14 protein-coding genes are annotated in these 19,462 nt (G+C 36.4%); 10 read left to right on the top strand and 4 right to left on the bottom strand.

The window, feature by feature from the left end; genetic code table 11:
- Positions 1 to 27 precede the first annotated feature (27 nt).
- From B5D16_RS00330 to B5D16_RS00340, 3 genes are all read right to left on the bottom strand, one after another.
- Positions 28 to 1,044, bottom strand: a complete 1,017-nt coding sequence (locus tag B5D16_RS00330) for a permease (protein ID WP_242942953.1) — start codon at positions 1,042 to 1,044, stop codon at positions 28 to 30.
- Between the two features lie 48 nt (positions 1,045 to 1,092).
- Positions 1,093 to 2,139, bottom strand: coding sequence for an ACR3 family arsenite efflux transporter (gene arsB / locus B5D16_RS00335; RefSeq protein ID WP_078764965.1), 1,047 nt, complete (start codon positions 2,137 to 2,139; stop codon positions 1,093 to 1,095).
- An 87-nt stretch (positions 2,140 to 2,226) separates the two neighbouring features.
- Positions 2,227 to 2,544, bottom strand: coding sequence for an ArsR/SmtB family transcription factor (locus B5D16_RS00340; RefSeq protein WP_078764966.1), 318 nt, complete (start codon positions 2,542 to 2,544; stop codon positions 2,227 to 2,229).
- A 1,149-nt stretch (positions 2,545 to 3,693) separates the two neighbouring features.
- On the opposite strand from B5D16_RS00340, the gene B5D16_RS00350 reads away from it, so the two are divergent.
- The 7 genes from B5D16_RS00350 to xerD all read left to right on the top strand — a co-directional run bounded on the left by B5D16_RS00350 (position 3,694) and on the right by xerD (position 12,573).
- Positions 3,694 to 5,001 carry an IS4 family transposase gene (locus B5D16_RS00350; protein ID WP_078764968.1) on the top strand — a complete coding sequence of 436 codons (1,308 nt, stop codon included), beginning with the start codon at positions 3,694 to 3,696 and terminating at the stop codon, positions 4,999 to 5,001.
- A 906-nt stretch (positions 5,002 to 5,907) separates the two neighbouring features.
- The gene (locus B5D16_RS00360) at positions 5,908 to 6,456 is read left to right on the top strand and encodes a transposon-transfer assisting family protein (RefSeq protein WP_078764970.1); all 549 of its coding nucleotides are present in this window, start codon (positions 5,908 to 5,910) and stop codon (positions 6,454 to 6,456) included.
- A 58-nt stretch (positions 6,457 to 6,514) separates the two neighbouring features.
- Complete coding sequence (locus B5D16_RS00365) at positions 6,515 to 6,697, top strand: hypothetical protein (RefSeq protein WP_078764971.1); 183 nt, start codon at positions 6,515 to 6,517, stop codon at positions 6,695 to 6,697.
- Between the two features lie 168 nt (positions 6,698 to 6,865).
- Positions 6,866 to 8,482, top strand: coding sequence for a recombinase family protein (locus B5D16_RS00370; RefSeq protein ID WP_143405002.1), 1,617 nt, complete (start codon positions 6,866 to 6,868; stop codon positions 8,480 to 8,482).
- 249 nt (positions 8,483 to 8,731) lie between these two features.
- Positions 8,732 to 10,273: a ribonuclease Y gene (rny, locus tag B5D16_RS00375; protein WP_078765183.1), complete on the top strand. Its 1,542-nt coding sequence runs from the start codon at positions 8,732 to 8,734 to the stop codon at positions 10,271 to 10,273.
- A 153-nt stretch (positions 10,274 to 10,426) separates the two neighbouring features.
- Positions 10,427 to 11,215, top strand: coding sequence for a pyrroline-5-carboxylate reductase (gene proC, locus B5D16_RS00380; RefSeq protein WP_078764972.1), 789 nt, complete (start codon positions 10,427 to 10,429; stop codon positions 11,213 to 11,215).
- Between the two features lie 404 nt (positions 11,216 to 11,619).
- A complete protein-coding gene (gene xerD, locus B5D16_RS00385) occupies positions 11,620 to 12,573 on the top strand; it encodes a site-specific tyrosine recombinase XerD (RefSeq protein WP_341465168.1) in 954 nt (317 codons plus the stop codon).
- 97 nt (positions 12,574 to 12,670) lie between these two features.
- On the opposite strand, the gene B5D16_RS00390 is transcribed toward xerD, so the two are convergent.
- Positions 12,671 to 13,702 carry a 3-deoxy-7-phosphoheptulonate synthase gene (locus B5D16_RS00390; RefSeq protein WP_078764973.1) on the bottom strand — a complete coding sequence of 344 codons (1,032 nt, stop codon included), beginning with the start codon at positions 13,700 to 13,702 and terminating at the stop codon, positions 12,671 to 12,673.
- Positions 13,703 to 13,988: 286 nt separating this feature from the next.
- Between B5D16_RS00390 and udp the strand changes: the two genes are divergently transcribed.
- The 3 genes from udp to B5D16_RS00405 all read left to right on the top strand — a co-directional run bounded on the left by udp (position 13,989) and on the right by B5D16_RS00405 (position 19,251).
- Entirely contained in the window at positions 13,989 to 14,732 is a 744-nt protein-coding gene (udp, locus tag B5D16_RS00395) for a uridine phosphorylase (protein ID WP_078764974.1), read from the top strand.
- A gap of 373 nt (positions 14,733 to 15,105) precedes the next feature.
- The gene (nifJ, locus tag B5D16_RS00400) at positions 15,106 to 18,660 is read left to right on the top strand and encodes a pyruvate:ferredoxin (flavodoxin) oxidoreductase (protein WP_078764975.1); all 3,555 of its coding nucleotides are present in this window, start codon (positions 15,106 to 15,108) and stop codon (positions 18,658 to 18,660) included.
- A gap of 192 nt (positions 18,661 to 18,852) precedes the next feature.
- Positions 18,853 to 19,251, top strand: coding sequence for a PaaI family thioesterase (locus B5D16_RS00405; RefSeq protein ID WP_078764976.1), 399 nt, complete (start codon positions 18,853 to 18,855; stop codon positions 19,249 to 19,251).
- Positions 19,252 to 19,462: the final 211 nt, after the last annotated feature.

The raw sequence follows: 19,462 nt of genomic DNA on the forward strand, positions 1-19,462 counted from the left end.
GGCATATCAATGCCCGAAAACCAATTACTAAATAAACAAATACTGAAATATATTAAATCCATATCCCACCAGAATAATTCCGACAATACAGACGATTACAAAAGCTCCCATCAATTTTGGCTTGATTGCCTGTTTTAACATGATAAGTGATGGAAGGCTTAATGTAGTGACCGCCATCATAAAGCTCAGAATCGTTCCAAGCATTGCACCCTTTCCAAGCATTGCACCCTTTCCAAGCAATGCTTCCGCTACCGGAATCGTGCCAAAAATATCCGCATACATGGGAACTCCTATCAATGTTGCCACAATGACACCAAAAGGATTTTTACTGCCGAGAACCGTTTGAATGAAATCTTCCGGTATCCAGTTGTGTATCACTGCACCAATCCCAACACCCAAAAGAATGTATGGAAACACTTTTTTGAATGTTTCTATGACCTGTTCCCTTGCAAAGATAATACGATCGTGTCTTGTCAGTTCTGGAGAATCAATATCTATACTGTCTTTATGGTTCCGTATAAAATCTGCGACCTGATCTTCCATGTGCATTTTTTCGATCAATGTTCCACCAGCTACTGCAATCACTAATCCGAGAAGAACATAACAGGTAGCAATCTTCATTCCGAAAATACTGATAAGAAGAACAAGACTTCCAAGGTCAACCATAGGCGAAGAAATCAAAAAGGAAAAAGTTACGCCTAATGGAAGTCCTGCACTTGTAAATCCCATGAAAATCGGAATAGAGGAACAGGAACAGAATGGTGTCACTGTACCAAGCAAAGCACCGATCACATTGGCAACAATGCCATGAAATCTCCCCATGATCCTTCTACTTCGTTCCGGTGGAAAAAAACTCTGTATATAAGATATACCAAAAATCAGAATACAGAGAAGAACTGTAATCTTGATTACATCATACAGGAAAAAACTGATACTTCCACCAATCTTTGAAGTAATATCAAGTCCCAAAGTATTTAGGATGCTGTCAATCAAACGGTTCAACCATTTCATCCCCAATACTTCATTCTGAATAAAATCCCACATAGCTAAGTCCTCCCTTATCAGCATATAAAAGATTTCCATAAATATTTTTCAGCGGTTGACAAACTTATCCTTCTTACTGTTTGCCAATTTAACCAATGTCAGCATAACCGGTACTTCCGTCAGTACTCCAACCGTTGTTGCAAGGGCTGCCGGGCTTGTTGTTCCGAAAAGGGCAATCGCAACAGCTACTGCAAGTTCAAAAAAATTAGATGCACCAATCATTCCTGCAGGAGCTGCTATATCAAAAGGAAGTTTGAGTAATCTGCAAATTCCAAAAGCAAGAAAGAAAATTAAAAATGTTTGTATCGTCAATGGTATGGCAATCAGTATAATGTGTAACGGATTGGCAAGTATCACCTTTGTCTGTGATGCAAATATAAGTACCAGAGTAAGAAGTAATCCAATGGTGGTCGCATGATCGAATTTATGGAGAAAGAAATTCTCAAAATATGCCTTTCCCTTAGACCGTATTACAATCATTCTTGTCAGTACACCTCCGACTAATGGAATAACGACAAAAAGCATAATGCTTATAAAGAGCGTACTGTATGGAACACTTACTTTTCCAACACCAAGAAGAAATTTCACAATCGGTACAAAAGCTACTAAAATAATTAGGTCATTGGTGGCTACTTGAACAACAGTATATGCCGGATTCCCCTTTGTCAGTGTACTCCAGACAAAAACCATTGCCGTACATGGTGCAGCTCCCAATAAAACAGCGCCGGCAAGGTACTCCGTTGCAAGTTCCGGAACAATCCATGTTTTGAAAACAATAAAGAAAAACAAATAAGCAAATGCATACATAGTAAATGGTTTTATGAGCCAGTTTATGATCCATGTGACAAATAAGCCCTTTGGATTTTTCCCGATTTCTTTTACACTCTGGAAATCAACTTTCATCATCATCGGATAAATCATTACCCATATCAATACTGCTATAGGAATTGATATTCCCGAAAGATTCATTCCATCCATAAACTTAGGTATTTCCGGAAAATAATATCCGATACCAACTCCAACTATCATACACAAAAGTACCCAAACGGAAAGATACTTTTGAAAAAAACTGATTCCTGTTACCTGTTTTTTCATGATCTTAGCCCTCCATTCATATAAATATAGAAATATGTCTATGTATTGTTCAAAAAATAAAAGAAGAAAAAAGCTATTTCCTACATTCTATGATGATCCTTTTTTTATGTTACAAATACAATCTTCTTTCTCATAAAACATGACATTCAGCTTTGAAAGAAGTCCTTCTAACTTTTCCATATTTAAGGAATAATAGATATTCTTCCCGTCTCTGCGATCATTTACAATGCCAGCCTCAACCAAAACCTTCATATCATGGGAAAGGGTAGGCTGAGTGATGTCAAAACTCTCCAAAATCTTACAGGCACATAATTCTCCGCAAGAAAGCATATCAACTATGCGTAGCCTTTTTGCATCAGATATTGCTTTTAGTATCTTAGACGTTTCCTTATAAATCGGTTCCATGTAGCAAGCCTCCTTACATAGATTTTTTTCTATGTGTCTGATGATAACACACATATAGAAAAATGTCAATATGTTTACAAGATATTTCTCTTAATGTTCAAAACAAATAAAATTATCAAGCCTATAAAAGAAATGATGATAAGCCTATATCAGCCTATATAGGAAATGGTGGCAAGCCTATATCAAGCCTATATCAGCCTGTATAGGAAATGGCAGGAAGCCTACATCAAGCCTATATCAAGCCTATATCAGCCTATATAGGATGGCAGAAAAGCCTATATCAAGCCTATATAGGAAATGGCGAAGCCTATATCAGCCTATATAGGAAACAGCAGAAGCCTATGTCAGCCTATATAGGCTTGGGAAGAAAGGGGTTTCAGGGGAGATTTTCCCCTGACCGGATAGCATTTTGTGACACAAAATGCGTATCTGGCAAAGTCAAAAATCTTATTTTGGAGCCTCTTAGGGTACAGATTCGGGCTGGAAATGAGAGATTTTGTCAGAAAATAGCATTCCTATATAGGAGTGTCATAGGAGTGTTATAGGAGATTGCGATTCCTGCATAGGAGTGATATAGGAATGCTATAGGAAATTGCAATTCCTGCATAGGAGCGTCATAGGAATGTTATAGGATTTTGGGTTCGTTATCTGAAAGTGTTATAGGAATGATATAGGACTGTTATAGGAATTTTATTGTTCCTGTATAGGAATGTCATAGGAATGTTATAGGATTTTTGAACATATGAGGATGTTATAGGAATAGTATAGGTGTATTATACTCATCTCTTTGTGCATATAATAGGTGTGTTATAGGAATATCATAGGAAATGCACTACTTTACAATTTTTTTCTTATTCGTCATTAGGATTAGATTTCTATATCCATATCTTTGACATTGAGGACATATTTCCGGCACACTTCCCGAAACGTTGCGTACACTTTTTGCCAGATTCGTAAAACGCATTGCGTTTTACATCTGTCAAGGGGTGCAAGAGGTCCGGGGGATAATGTCATTAAGTTAAGCAAAACTATCTTTTTTTCTGGCAATAATATAAAAATTAAATAAAAAAATTTCAAAAAACACTTGACAAATCGCCGAAAATATGTGGCGCAGCCTCTTGATTATATATTTTTCAGGAGGTTGTTTTTATGAAATTTTCTACACATGTAAAATCCACATTGTTTGAGATTATCCATAATCTCTCAACCGATATCGATTCATTTGTGAAACACCCTGGTATCGACTTTTCCAGAAATCGAAAACTTGGGTTTGAAAAGACCATTTGTTTTCTTCTCTCTTTATCAAATCTGTCAACTCAAGATGAATTATTATCTTTTTTTGACCACCATGAACATACACCTTCTTTGTCAGCACTTATTCAACAGCGTGATAAGTTGAGAGAAAATCTCTTCCCACGATTATTGAATGATTTCAACTCTCATTTCCCTGGAAATAAAACCTATAAAGGGTATAAACTGCTTGCATGCGATGGTTCGGATGCAAATATTTTTCATAATCCCAATGATAAAAGTACTTATTATCGAAACCCCGGCTCCGAAAAAGGTTTTAACGAATTACACATTGATGCACTTTATGATCTGTGTAACCGCACCTATCAAATGATAAATATTGACGGGCGTCATGACCAGAATGAACAACGTGCATTAATTAACTTTATGAGGCACTATTCTGATCATGATAATATAATCTTTATCGCTGATCGCAACTATGAATGTTGGAACATTTTTGCCACAGCTCAAAAACAGGATTTGAAATTTCTGATCCGTGCAAAGGATATTACCAGCAACGGTATACTGCACACCTTTCATTTTGACAACGACATTGGCGATATGGATTGTGATATAAACATCAATCTCACAAGACAAAAACGGTGTATAGACAAGTCTAATCCTAAATCATATCGTGTAATGGCAACAAATGTAACATTTGATTATATAAAACAAGGCGAAGAGGGTGTATTCCCCTTGACCTTCCGGGTAGTTCGATTCCCTATATCTGATGACAAATACGAAGCCATTATAACTAATCTTGACAGAGATATATTTCCACCTGATGAAATAAAACAATTATATAGTATGCGCTGGGGCATAGAAACATCCTTTCGTGAACTTAAACATACTTTGGCTCTTAACAAATTTCATTCAAAAAAGGTGGATCATATCCATCAGGAGATATTTGCAAAAGTAATAATGTATAACTTCTGTTCAACAATAACTATGCATGTAGCTCACAAAGTACAAAAGAAAAAGCATTCTTACCAGATAAATTTCTCCAGAGCAATTAAGGAGTGCAAATACTTCTTTTCCTGTAAAAGTGGTATCGATCCACCTGATGTTGAGAATATAATACAGAAATACATGTTGCCAATTCGTCTCGGAAGAACTAACCCTCGCAAAGTTAAAATCCGAGAAAAAACGACTTTCCTATACCGTTAACCCAACACAATCATAATACATCTTTTTCAGGCGGATACAAATCTGTCTTTTTGTTGTGTAAAAAATTCATTATTATAAAATATTTATCCTCTCCCCGATTTGATTTTACAAATATTATCATTTATTCAACTTAACTTAATGACATTATCCGGGGGACCTCTGCTCAGCACCGACCGAAGTGGAGCGGAGACTTGCCCTTGAACCCCACATACAATATAGTCCAAAATCTGCCCGGCATTCTTCATGCCGGATTATTTTTGGTGTCATAAAAGGCAAAGTGCTACCAAATTTCATCTATATTGGTATCACTTTACCCATAGAAAAAATAGTATCAGATTTGCTTGAAACTGCCGACAGACTGTTCGGTTTGATACCATTTGCATCATCACTTTTCAGCATCAGGAAGAATGTGACCGGTACATCAGCCGGTCTTTTTGTCGTTCCATGATAAAGTGTCCTATTGCGGTAGGGTTCATTCGGTATGAAATAATCTTTCCGTTTCTTTTTCCCTGTATTTTTTGAAAAATTCTTCAAGGGGTTGTTTTTTTGTGTTCCCACTGTCTAGTAAATAGAGGCAGAAATGAGAAGATAAAGAAAAATTTTACAATGCTGACTTTTGCCCTTTCCCGGCATCTGTACATGGGAGAGGATTATTTGCAAAATTTCTTCATGGGGGTTGACTTTTGCCTTCTCCCAGCGTCTATGCAATGGAAAGAGGTTCTTTTTCGTAAAGCAGAAAAAAATTTTTTTCAATGTGGTTGCCTAAATGCCTTTCCCGGCGTCTATCCCTTGAGGGGGTATTTTCAAAAAAATTCTTGAAGGGTTGACAAAATGCCATTCTCAGCGTCTATCCCTTGAAGGGGTATTTTTACAGGTGATTTAATAGCACAAGTAAAGGAGGTCAACATGGACATCAGACACAGAACAGAGATCATAGCAGGATATTACAGCAGATTAAACGATTTTCAGTGGAGCGAAAAGTACAGCAGGAGCGACCAGTTCGTGTATATCGCAGCAGATCAATCCGGCTGGCTCGTGGTTGATTGGAAAAGTAAAGACAGAGTGCAGGTACGTTTGACAGATAAGGATGGCAGGGTAAAAGCATGGGATGATTACTTGGCAGACGGGACAGACATACAGCTTTTAAGTGCAATCAGACGGTCGGAGCATGGAAAGGAACATGTGGAATTCACACCGGAGGAAATCAAGATGCTGCACCAATTCAAATATGGGGGAAGAAAAGGGACACTCTCTATGCTGACAGATATACTCCCGGTCATAAAGGACAGGCAGACGAGGGAAATCGTGAAAAATACAGCAGAGAAGATAGGAAAGCTGACCGAAGATGATTTTAAGGATCTGGCAGAGGCAACGAAAAAACGGTTTGAGATAGAAATGGAGCGAGAAATCCGAACAAGGAGCAATGAAGCAAGGGAACAGGGGCAGAAACGATAAGAGATGTATCTTTGGAGCATTTGGTATATGTAGACTTTGAGGCAGGAGGACTTTTGTTTTGGGGGAAAATCAAGTTATTGCATTAGAAAATGGATGCCAAAAGAAGAAGGATTATTTTGAATATGGGAATGTAAAAATCATCATATCGGAGCATTTTTCAGAGAATGGAAATACCATGCAGAAAATCGTGGAGGATGCTGTCCTGCGTGATGGAAGATTCCGTACAGAGAATGTACAGTAGGATATTCGGCAAAATCTGAAAAGCCGGATTTCTGGCATATCTGACGAAAATCTATGCCGGAAAATTTGAAGTTTGTCTACCGAAACAGCCCGTTTTATGTTATACTGAAATCAAGCAATGTATTGTAAGCGTGGGTTGTTTCACAAATACAGAAGGGAGATTTTAACTATGGTGAAACAACAGATTAACAATACAGCTTTATATTTGAGACTGAGTCGGGATGATGAAAATTACGGGGACAGCATCAGCATTGAAACACAGCGTACCATTTTAAGGCAGTTCGTGAAGGAAAATGGATTCCATGTGGTGGATGAATATGTGGATGACGGATGGTCTGGGACGAATTTTGAAAGACCGGCATTTCAGAGGATGATCGCTGACATAGAATCCGGCAAAGTGAATTGCGTGATCACGAAAGACTTGTCGAGATTCGGCAGGGAGCATGTGATGATGGACTATTATCTGGAGTTCTATTTCGTGGATAAGAAAGTCCGTTATATCGCTGTTTCGGATGGAGAGGATACGGATAAGGGATTAAGTGACTTCGTTCCGTTCAAGAACCTCTTTAATGAGTGGTTCGCAAAGGATACGAGCCGGAAGATCAAGACTTCCATGAATGCGAAGTTTCGTGCAGGGGAAAGGACTTGTGCCTATGCCCCGATCGGTTACAAAAAGCACCCGGACATCAAGAACAAGCTGGCAGTGGATGAAGAAACAAAGTGGATAGTGGAGAAGATTTATGCCCTTGCACTTCTTGGGAACGGGGCGGCAAAGGTCACAAAACTTCTGATTGCAGAGAAGATTCCGACACCCGGCTATCTGAATTATAAGCGGTATGGTACTTTTGCCAATATCTACGCTGACGCACCGGAAGAAAAGTCTTATGCCTGGACGATTGCACAGGTAAAAAGTATCTTAAAGGATGAAACATATATAGGAAATTCTGTCCATTACAGGGAAACGAATGTATCCTATAAGAACAAGCACCGTATACGCAAGGACAGGAGCGAATGGCTTAGAGTAGAGAATACCCATGAGCCGATCATCTCAAAGGAAGATTTTGAAAAGGTGCAGGATCAGATTGCATCCAGACGAAGAATGTCCAAAACAGCCACGACACAGATTTTTGCAGGATTGGTCAAATGTGCAGATTGCGGGTGGTCGCTTGGTTTTGGAACAAACAGGCAGAATAAAACACCATACAGCCACTATCATTGCAGTAGATACGGACAGCTTGGGAAGGAACAGTGTTCCATGCACTATATCCGCTATGATGTACTCTATGCCTATGTATTGTCAAGGATACAGTATTGGTCGAAAGAGGCTCAGACAAATGAAGAAAAACTATTAAAAAGATTACTGAGTGCGAGTGATAAGGAAACCGGAACAATCAAGAAGAAACAGACAAACGAATTGAAGAAAGCAGAAAAACGAAAGGCAGAAATTGATTCATTATTCACGAGAATGTATGAGGATTTTGTTTCGGAGCGTATCACGGAGTACAACTTTCAGATGATGTCGGTCAAGTATCAGAATGAACAGGCAGAGCTTGAGGATAAGATTGCAGAATTAAAAAAGAAAATGGATGCGGTCAGACAGAATGAGAGCGATGCCGAGAAATGGATTGCACTAATCAAGGAATACGCAGAGCCGACAGAACTCACAGCACCACTTCTGAATGCCCTGATTGAGAAAATCGCTGTCCATGAGGCAGTAAAGCATGAGGACGGGACAAGGGAGCAGGAAGTGGAAATCTATTACCGTTTTATCGGTAAAATTGATTAAAGTATCTATTTCAGTTATCCATATTATTAACTAAGTGAAACAGGTAAAGGATATCCAGATATAACCTTGCTAGATTATATGATTTTCAATATATATTGTGGTTAATATTTGTTAAAACCACAATTATTACTTGACATAACATGGAATTTTCTGTAAAATAAATCTGTTGTATTGTGTACAATGAAAATTAAATAAGGAGGTGCTCCTGTGACTAATGTTGTATTAGCAACGGGTTCGGTATCACCAGTAATGGTTGTTATCGCCGTAATTATTACTTTAATTGTAGTCGCTCCGATCACCTGGTTAATTTGTACAGGTTATAGAAAAAATGTTGCCGAAAAGAAAATTGGTAGCGCCGAAGTTAAGGCTCGTGAGATAATCGACGAGGCTGTAAAGACGGCTGAGAATAAGAAGCGTGAGGCTTTACTTGAAGTTAAAGAAGAGTCTCTAAAAACTAAGAATGAACTTGAAAAAGAAACCAGAGAACGAAGAAGTGAACTTCAAAAGTATGAAAAAAGAGTTCTCTCTAAAGAAGAAGCTGCTGACAAGAAGATTGCTCAGTATGATAAGAAAGAAGCTAATCTTGTTGTTAGAGAAGAAGAACTCAAAAAGCAAAAAGCTGAAGTTGCTAAATTAAATGAGCAAAGATTACAGGAACTGGAAAGAATTTCCGGATTAACCTCTGAACAAGCAAAAGAACTGTTATTAAAAACTGTTGAAGATGAAGTTAAAATTGAAACTGCTAAATTAATTAAAGAAGCAGAAGCAAGAGCTAAAGAAGAATCTGATAAAAAGGCTAAGGAATTAGTTGTTAACGCAATCCAAAGATGCGCAGTTGATCATGTTGCTGAGGCTACTATTTCAGTAGTTCAGTTACCTAATGATGAAATGAAGGGTCGTATCATTGGTCGTGAAGGTAGAAATATCAGAACATTAGAAACTATGACAGGTATCGATCTTATTATTGACGATACACCGGAAGCAGTTATCTTATCTGGTTTTGATCAGATGAAGAGAGAAATTGCTAGAATCGCTCTTGAAAAACTTATTGTAGACGGACGTATTCATCCGGCTCGTATAGAAGAAATGGTTGAAAAAGCCAAAAAAGAAGTTGAAACAATTATCAAAGAAGAAGGTGAAACAGCCGCACTTGAAATTGGTGTACATGGTATTCATCCAGAACTTATTAGACTTCTTGGTAAGTTAAAATATAGATCAAGTTTCGGACAGAATGTACTTAAGCATTCTATTGAAGTCGCACAGATTTCAGGATTACTTGCTGCAGAATTAGGACTTGATACAAGAGTTGCTAAGAGAGCAGGTTTATTACATGATATTGGTAAAGCAGTAGACCATGATATGGAAGGTACACACGTTCAGCTCGGTGTGATGCTTTGTAAGAAGTATAAGGAGTCAGCTACAGTAATTAACGCTGTAGAAGCACACCATGGCGATGTGGAACCTCAGTCTTTAGTTGCTTGCATTGTTCAGGCTGCTGATGCTATTTCAGCTTCAAGACCTGGTGCAAGAAGAGAAGCATTAGAGACTTATACAAACAGATTAAAACAGTTAGAAGATATTTCAGACTCATTTGAGGGAGTTGAGAAATCATTTGCTATTCAGGCAGGTAGAGAAATTCGAGTTATGGTAGTACCAGAAAAGATTTCAGATTCAGATATGGTATTACTAGCCAGAGATATATCTAAGCAGATTGAATCAGAACTTGAGTACCCTGGACAGATTAAAGTTAATGTTATCAGGGAATCACGAGTTACAGATTATGCAAAATAGAGACATCTACCCCTTGGGATTATCCCAAGGGGTTTTCTTATGCTTGAAAATATGTAAAAAAGTGCTAGAATTATATGTGTTATGTAAAAGTTAAAGTGATAGATGAATGTGTACATTTTACATAATAAATTAATATACAATATGGAGGATAATATGTATCAGTTTGGATTTATAGGTATGGGAAACATGGGATATGCTATTTTAAAAGGCTTACTTAACCAGGTTTCTAGTGATGATATTATTATTGCAGATGTTAACAAGGAAAGAGTGGAAGAAGTTAGTAAGGAAACAGGTGTTGATGTTGCTACATCTAACGCTGAATGTGCTAATAAAGCAAAATACATTGTTCTTGCTATTAAACCACAGTTCTTTGATGGTGTTTTAAAGAATATAGAGAATGTTGTAACAGAAGAAAAAGTTATTATTTCAATTGCTCCAGGTAAGACAATTGATTTCATTAAGGAAAAACTTATGTTTAAGCCTAAGGTTGTTAGAGCAATGCCTAATACACCAGCGCTAATTGGCGAAGGCATGACTGGCGTATGTTATGATGAAAAAGAATTATATGTTGATGAGGTTAACACTATTAACACATTTTTTAAATCATTTGGTGTTATGGCAAAGGTTGATGAAAAATTAATCGGAGCAGTTACAAGTGTGAGTGGCTGTTCACCAGCTTTTGTATATATGTTTATTGAAAGCATGGCTGATGGTGCAGTTAAACTTGGCATGAGTAGAACTGATGCATATAAGTTTGCAGCTCAGACTGTTATGGGTAGCGCTAAAATGGTTCTTGAAACAGGAAAGCATCCAGGTGAACTTAAGGATATGGTTTGCTCACCTGGTGGTGCAACAATTTGTGGTGTTGCAGCTTTAGAAGAATATGGATTTAGAAATGCAGTAATTAAGGCTAGTGATGCTTGTTATGATAAGTTTAAATAAAGTCATATACGTAATGATTTTTTATAATATTTTAGCGGAAAAATGTGAAAATAATTAAAAAAACTTTAAAAAATTATTAAAAAAATTTTAAGAGAAATTGCACAATATCTTGTGTCTATCAACAAATGATGACGAGATGTTGTGCATTTTTTTATGTAACCTAAAATAGTGTACTTTTAGAGTGAAAAAAGTGTTTGATTTTATGTTAATTTCAAGATATAATTTATCTTGCCCACTCATAGTAAGTAGGGTATAGAGGTCAAAAAACAATTGTTTTATGTAAATATTTTTTATGTTAAAAAATGCGGTCTGGTCAACCGGATTAGATTACATAAGTATGTCAATTTTTTTATAGAGGTCAAACATAAATTGATGTGAGTATTTACGTAAATTGAAAATTAAATATGGTAGATGATGATAAATCTATTAAGGTTTGGCAAAATGATAATTTGAGAAGGTATGGACATTATATGGAAAAACTAATTGAAGAATTTATAATGAACATGCATGAGGTTAAAGGATCATCTAAAAATACTGAGATGTCATATAGAAGTGATCTTATGCATATGGTTGAATACTTGAATAGTAAAGGTATATACAACATAGAAGATGTAGGCGAACTTGCATGTGAAAACTTTATTAAGAGTTTACATGATATGAATAGAGCAGCAACAACAATCTCAAGAAGTATTGCTTCAATGAAAGCATTCTTTGAATATCTGGTTGGAAGAGGAATTATTTCAAATAATGTAGCCGCAAAACTTAAGGCTCCAAAGATTGAAAAGAAGATTCCAGATATTCTTTCTATTGAGGAAGTTGATAATCTTCTTAGACAGCCATCTAAGAAGACCCCTAAGGAACTTAGAGATAAAGCAATGCTTGAACTTATGTATGCAACAGGTTTAAGAGTTTCGGAACTTATTGGGTTAAAGATGGAAAATCTTGATTTACAGCTTTGTGAAATAAGATGTATTACAAGAAAAACTGAAAGAAGCGTTCCATTTGGCAATGAAGCTAAGAAGGCTATTCTTAGTTATTTAAAGAATGGAAGACCAGTTTTAATAGCTGATATAGAGGATAGTGATTACCTCTTTACTAATTGTTCAGGAAAGCAGATGAGTCGTCAGGGATTCTGGAAGCTCATTAAGTATTATGGACAGAGAGCAGGAATTGAAAAGGAAATTACTCCTCATACATTAAGACATTCATTTGCTGCACATCTAGTCGAAAATGGTGCAGATATCTCATCAGTTAAGGATATGTTAGGACATTCAGATATTTCTACAACACAGATTTATTTGAATTTAGCAAATAGAAAAATTCATGATGTGTATGAAAAAGCACATCCTAGATTCTAAACGAAAAAAATTAAATGTAACGCAAAACAAGCAAGCCAATTTGGCTTGCTTGTTTTAGTATAAAAAGCGAATCGAAATAAATCGATTCGCTTTTTATTTATTTTAATCTTTCTGCAATATCGTAAATAAGTTGTTCAGTATCTTCCCATCCAAGACATGGATCAGTAATAGATTTACCATAAACATGCTCTGAAATCTTCTGGCATCCTTCTTCAATATAACTCTCAATCATAAGACCTTTAACAAAGTTCTTAATGTCATCATTATGATTTCGGTTATGAATTATTTCTTTGGCAATTCTAATCTGTTCTTTATATTTCTTATTTGAATTTGAATGGTTTGTATCAATGATACAAGCAGGATTAGCAAATCCCTTAGCCATATATGCTTCGTATAAACCAATGATATCTTCATAATGGTAGTTTGGAATGCACTGTCCGTACTGGTTGACTGCACCTCTTAAAATAGCATGAGCAAGAGGATTACCTGTTGTAGAAACATCCCAACCTCTGTATATAAAGTCGTGTCCACTTTGAGCAGCTTCGATTGAATTTAACATAATTGAAATATCGCCACCTGTAGGATTCTTAAGACCTGCAGGAATATCCATACCTGAAACAGTTAATCTATGCTGCTGATCTTCGACTGAACGAGCACCAACTGCAACGTAAGATAAAATATCTGAAAAATATCTGTCATTTTCAGGATAAAGCATCTCATCTGCAATAGGAAAGCCAGTTTCTTCTATAATTCTTGTAAACATTTTTCTTATTGCGATAAGACCCTGATATAAGTCAGGAGCTTTTTCTGGGTCTGGCTGATGAAGCATACCCTTGTATCCCTTACCAGTTGTTCGTGGTTTGTTTGTATAAACTCTAGGAATGATAAAAATCTTATCTGCAACTTTCTCCTGAACTCTTGCAAGTCTTTGTGTGTAATCACATACAGCTTCTTCATTATCAGCTGAGCAAGGTCCGATGATTAATAAAAATTTATCTGATTCACCTGTAAAGATTTTCTTTATTTCCATGTCTTTAGCTTCTTTGTTATCAACAAGCTTCTGAGAAAGTGGATATAAATCTTTAACTTCCATAGGAATTGGTAATTTTTTCTTGAATTCGAAACTCATTTTTAAACCTCCATAATAATTCTTTTTTATCATAAAACATATTGTAAATTATTATACTTGATAAGAATATAATAATCCACATAAATCGTACAATGTCAGTTATTATAATATAAGTTCTAAAAAAAATCAATACTTTAAAGTGCTAAATTATTTTTAATTATAAATTGATTGAAAATTAGTAGTGATGTATACTATAAAAGAATGGAAACAATAATAAAATATCGATATTTTATTATAAGATTATGTTGAGCTGAATAATAAGATTTATATTGATTTGGAGGTAAATATGGGAGAAGTAATGTATCATATCAATTTAAAAGAAGGAGATGTGGGAGAGTATTGTATACTTGTTGGTGATCCTGGTAGATGTGAAAAAGTAGCATCATATTTCGATGAAGCGGCATTTGTTACAAGTAATCGAGAGTTTACAACTTATAAAGGAAAAATTAAAGGAGTAGATGTATGCGTTACATCTACAGGAATTGGTGGACCTTCAGCTGCAATTGCAATTGAAGAATTAGCGAAAGTTGGTGTTAAGTATTTTATTCGTGTTGGAACTTGTGGTGGTATTAACATGGATGTTAAATCAGGAGATTTAGTTGTTGCGACAAGTTGTATAAGGCAAGAAGGGACGAGTAGAGAGTATGCTCCGCTTGAATATCCAGCAAGTGCAAACATGGATATTGTATTTGCTATAAAGGAAGCAGTTAAAGATATAGGAGCAAATGCTCACTTTGGTGTAGTACAAAGTAAAGATTCATTTTATGGTCAACATTCTCCTGAGAAAAGTCCAGTTTCGTATGAATTATTAAATAAATGGGAATCATGGAAGAGATTAGGTGTTCTTTCAAGTGAGATGGAAACAGCAGCACTTTATACAGTTGCGGCATCAATAGGTGTTAAGTGTGGTTGTATTCTTGCGGTTATCTGGAATCAGGAGAGAAAAGCGGCTGGTTTATATGAAGAAGATAATTTAGATACGGATGTGGCAATAAGAACAGCAATTAAGGCATTTGAAAAGATGATTTAAGTTAAACAATTAATATTTTGAAAACTAATAATATGTGAGTGTTGTTTTTTGCTTGAAAAATATGATAAAAAAAGTCAGATAGATAAAAAAATAAATGCATAAATAATGTCAATTATTATTTGTGTATTTATTTTTATGTTGAGATATTGATGATTTATATAATATATTTGTCTTATATGAATTGTGTGATTTTTATTATATTTACAAGCATTTCTTGGAATGATAATACATAATACTATAGAACCTTGTAGTTATAGGTATTTTATATTAATTAATATAAAAACTTGCTTGAATAAAAAAAGTCTTAATGTTATAATTTTATCAATAAGATTTTTCTTAAAATTAATCAATTCGAAAATAGGAGGAAATTTTAATGGCTAGAGCTAAACAGTCAATGGATGGTAATACAGCTGCAGCACACGTGGCATATGCCTTTACAGAAGTAGCTGGTATTTATCCAATTACACCATCAAGCCCAATGGCAGACTCTGTTGATCAGTGGTCAGCTGCAGGACTTAAAAACATTTTTGGTAGTACTGTAAAAGTTGTAGAAATGGAATCAGAAGCTGGTGCCGCTGGTACAGTTCACGGTTCTCTTGCAACAGGTGCACTTACTACTACATTTACAGCATCACAGGGTCTTTTACTTATGATCCCTAATATGTATAAAATCGCAGGTGAAATGCTTCCATCAGTATTCCACGTATCTGCTCGTACAGTTTCTACACATGCACTTAACATCTTTGGTGATCACAGTGATGTATATGCATGTCGTCAGACAGGTTTCGCAATGCTTGCAGAAACTAACCCACAGGAAGTTATGGACTTATCACCAGTTGCTCATCTTGCAGCATTAGAAGGTAAAGTTCCATTCATTAACTTCTTTGATGGTTTCAGAACATCTCACGAAATTCAGAAAATTGAAAAATGGGATTATGAAGATCTTAAAGATATGTGTCCAATGGATGCTGTTGAAGAATTCAGAAAGCATGCTTTAAATCCAGAGCATCCAACAGCTCGTGGTTCACACGAAAACGGAGATATTTTCTTCCAGCATAGAGAAGCTTGTAACACAGTTTACAATAATCTTCCAGCTGTAGTTGAAAAATACATGAACAAAGTTAACGAAAAGATCGGTACAGATTATGCATTATTTAATTACTATGGTGCAGAAGATGCTGAAAGAGTTATCGTTGCTATGGGTTCAATCAATGACGTAGCTGAAGAAGTAGTTGATTACTTAACAGCTGCAGGTGAAAAAGTTGGTCTTATCAAGGTTCGTTTATATCGTCCTTGGTCTTCAGAAGCTTTACTTAAGGTTATTCCTAAGACAGCTAAGAAGATTGCTGTTCTTGACAGAACAAAAGAGCCAGGTTCACTTGGTGATCCATTATACTTAGATGTTGCTGCAACACTTCGTGAAGCAGGACTTAATGATATCGTTCTTACAGGCGGTAGATATGGTTTAGGTTCAAAGGATACTCCACCTTCATCAGTATTTGCTGTATATAAAGAACTTGAAAAGGATGCTCCAAAGGCTAGATTTACAATCGGTATCGTTGATGACGTTACTAACCTTTCATTACCAGAGGTTAAGCCAGCTCCTATCACATCAGCTAAGGGTACTAAGGAATGTAAGTTCTGGGGTCTCGGTGGTGATGGTACTGTAGGTGCTAACAAGAACTCAATCAAGATTATCGGTGATCATACTGACAAATTCGTTCAGGCTTATTTCCAGTATGACTCAAAGAAAACAGGTGGTGTAACTATTTCTCACTTAAGATTTGGTGATAACCCAATCAAGAGTCCATATTACATCAACCAGGCAGACTTCGTTGCTTGTCATAATCCATCATACATCATTAAGGGATTCAAGATGGTTCAGGATGTTAAGCCAGGCGGAGTATTTATGATTAACTGCCAGTGGACAGATGAGGAATTAAATACACATATTCCTGCTGAATCAAAGAAATATATCGCTGAAAACAATATTCAGTTATACACAATCAATGCTATTGATAAAGCTATTGAAATTGGTATGGGTAAGCGTACAAATACAATTCTTCAGTCAGCATTCTTCAAACTTGCAGACGTTATGCCAATCGATGACGCTGTTAAGTTCATGAAAGAAGCTGCTAAGAAATCATACAGCAAGAAGGGTGATGCTGTAGTAGAAATGAACTACAAGGCAATTGATGCCGGCGTTGATGCTATCCATAAAGTAGAAGTTCCTGCTGATTGGGCTAACGCAGTAGTTGAAAAGAAAGCTAAAGACTTAGAAGGACGTCCAGAAGTTGTTAAACTTGTTACTGACATCTTAGAGCCAGTTTCATTAATGGATGGTGATTCACTTCCAGTTTCTGCTTTCATTAATAACCCAGACGGACAGTTTGAAACAGGTGCATCTGCATACGAAAAACGTGGTACAGCAGTTATGGTTCCTAAGTGGAATCCAGAAGCTTGTTTACAGTGTAACAGCTGTGCATTTGTATGTTCACATGCTACACTTCGTCCATTCATCTTAGATGATGCTGAAGTTAGTGCAGCTCCATCAGAAATCAGACTTGCTGATTCTAAGCATGCAGCTGGTATGAAGTATACAATGTCACTTTCACCACTTGACTGTATGGGATGTGGAGAATGTGTTACAGTTTGTCCAGCAGCTGCTAAGGGTGCTCTTGTTATGGTACCACAGGAAGAAGAAGCTGCTCAGCAGCCAGTATTTGATTATGTTGTTGCTAACGTATCAAAGAAAGAAACAAAATTTGCTGATAATACACCAATTGGTTCACAGTATAATCAGCCACTTCTCGAATTCTCAGGAAGCTGTGCAGGATGTGCTGAAACATCTTATGCAAGACTTATTACACAGCTCTTCGGTGAACAGATGTACATTTCAAATGCTACAGGATGTTCATCAATTTGGGGTAACCCAGCTGCAACAAGTCCATACACAGTTAACAAGGATTCTAAGAAGGGTCCAGCTTGGTCAAACTCATTATTCGAAGATAACGCTGAACATGGTTTAGGTATGTACTTAGGTCAGAAGTATCTCCGTGATCAGGCTATTGAACTTGTTAAAGAAATCGCTGCATCAGACAAGGCTACAGCTGAGTTTAAGGCAGCTACAGATAAATTCCTTGAAACAAAGGATGATACAAAGGCTAACACACCTGCAACAGAAGCTTTAGTTGCTGAACTTGAAAAAGCAGCTGCAGCTGGTTGTGAAAAGTCAAAAGAAGTATTAGCTAAGAAAGATTACCTTGCTAAGAAGTCAGTTTGGATCTTAGGTGGTGATGGATGGGCATACGACATCGGATTCGGAGGTCTTGACCATGTATTAGCATCAGGTGAAAACGTAAACGTTATGGTATTCGATACAGAAATGTACTCAAATACAGGTGGACAGGCATCAAAGGCTTCAAACATCGGTGAAGTTTGTCAGTTCGCTGCAGCTGGTAAGGAAGTTGGCAAGAAGTCACTTGCTGAAATCGCTATGAGCTATGGTTATGTATATGTTGCTCAGATCGCACTTGGTGCAAACCCAGCACAGGCTGTTAAGGCTATCGCTGAAGCTGAAGCATACAACGGACCATCACTTATCATCGGTTACGCTCCATGTGAACTTCACGGTATTGCTAAGGGTGGCATGAACCACTGTCAGGATGAAATGAAAGCAGCTGTTAAGGCAGGTTACTGGAACCTCTTCTCATTTAATCCACAGCTTAAGGCTGAAGGTAAGAATCCATTTACTCTTACTTCAAAAGCTGGTGATGGTTCATATCAGGACTTCTTAAATAACGAAGCTCGTTATACAAGACTTATTAAGCCATTCCCAGAAAGAGCTGAAAAACTCTTCAAGGCTTCAGAAGAAGCTGCTAAGGCTCGTTACGAACACTTAGAAAAACTTGTTGAATTATATAAATAATTCAATTATATAAATATTTAAGAGATGTAATCACTTCGGTGGTTGCATCTCTTTTATTTGGTTAGCAACGAGTCAAGTACATCAAGCTTGCTTGAATGTATTTGACGACTGCATACAATCCCGAAACAAGCGTAGCGGTTTCGGTGATTGTAGTATATAATAATATTTGAATTAAATTTTTTAGGAGGACGTATGGCAGTATTTAATAGTTTAGATGAAGCAAGAGAATATTTTAAAGGTGATAAATTCGCTACTGGAAGTGGAATGGTTATCGATGATTTAACGGAAGAATATAGTGTATGTAGTGTTGATGTTACAGATAAATTAGCAAATGCCAATGGAGGTGTTATGGGTGGTGCACTTTTTACTTTAGCTGACTTTGCATTTGCTGCACTTGTTAACAACATACATAAACCAACAGTTGCTCAGCAGGTAAGTGTTAATTATCTAAGTGCACCTAAAGGGAAAAAATTAATAGCAACAGCGAAATTGAAAAAGAATGGAAGAACATCGACAATTGTTAATGTGGATGTGGTTGATGATACAGGAAGAGATGTTTTACAGTTTATAGGCGTTGGATTTAAACTGTAGTTATAAATAAAGCTTATTAATAAAAGATGGGTATATATATGTTTAATAAATGATTTATAAAATACGTTTTGTGGAATCTCATATTATTAGTGAGATTCCTTTTGTGTTTATTTACGACATAGATTAAGGGTTGTTTTTAAGTGGTAAAATATGGTATTATAATAGTTACGGATATTGGGAAAGTATGCCCAAAATTTAATAAAGGAAGGAA

It is taken from the genome of Eubacterium uniforme, from assembly GCF_900167115.1.
GTDB classification, from domain to species: Bacteria; Bacillota; Clostridia; order Lachnospirales; family Lachnospiraceae; genus Eubacterium_S; species Eubacterium_S uniforme.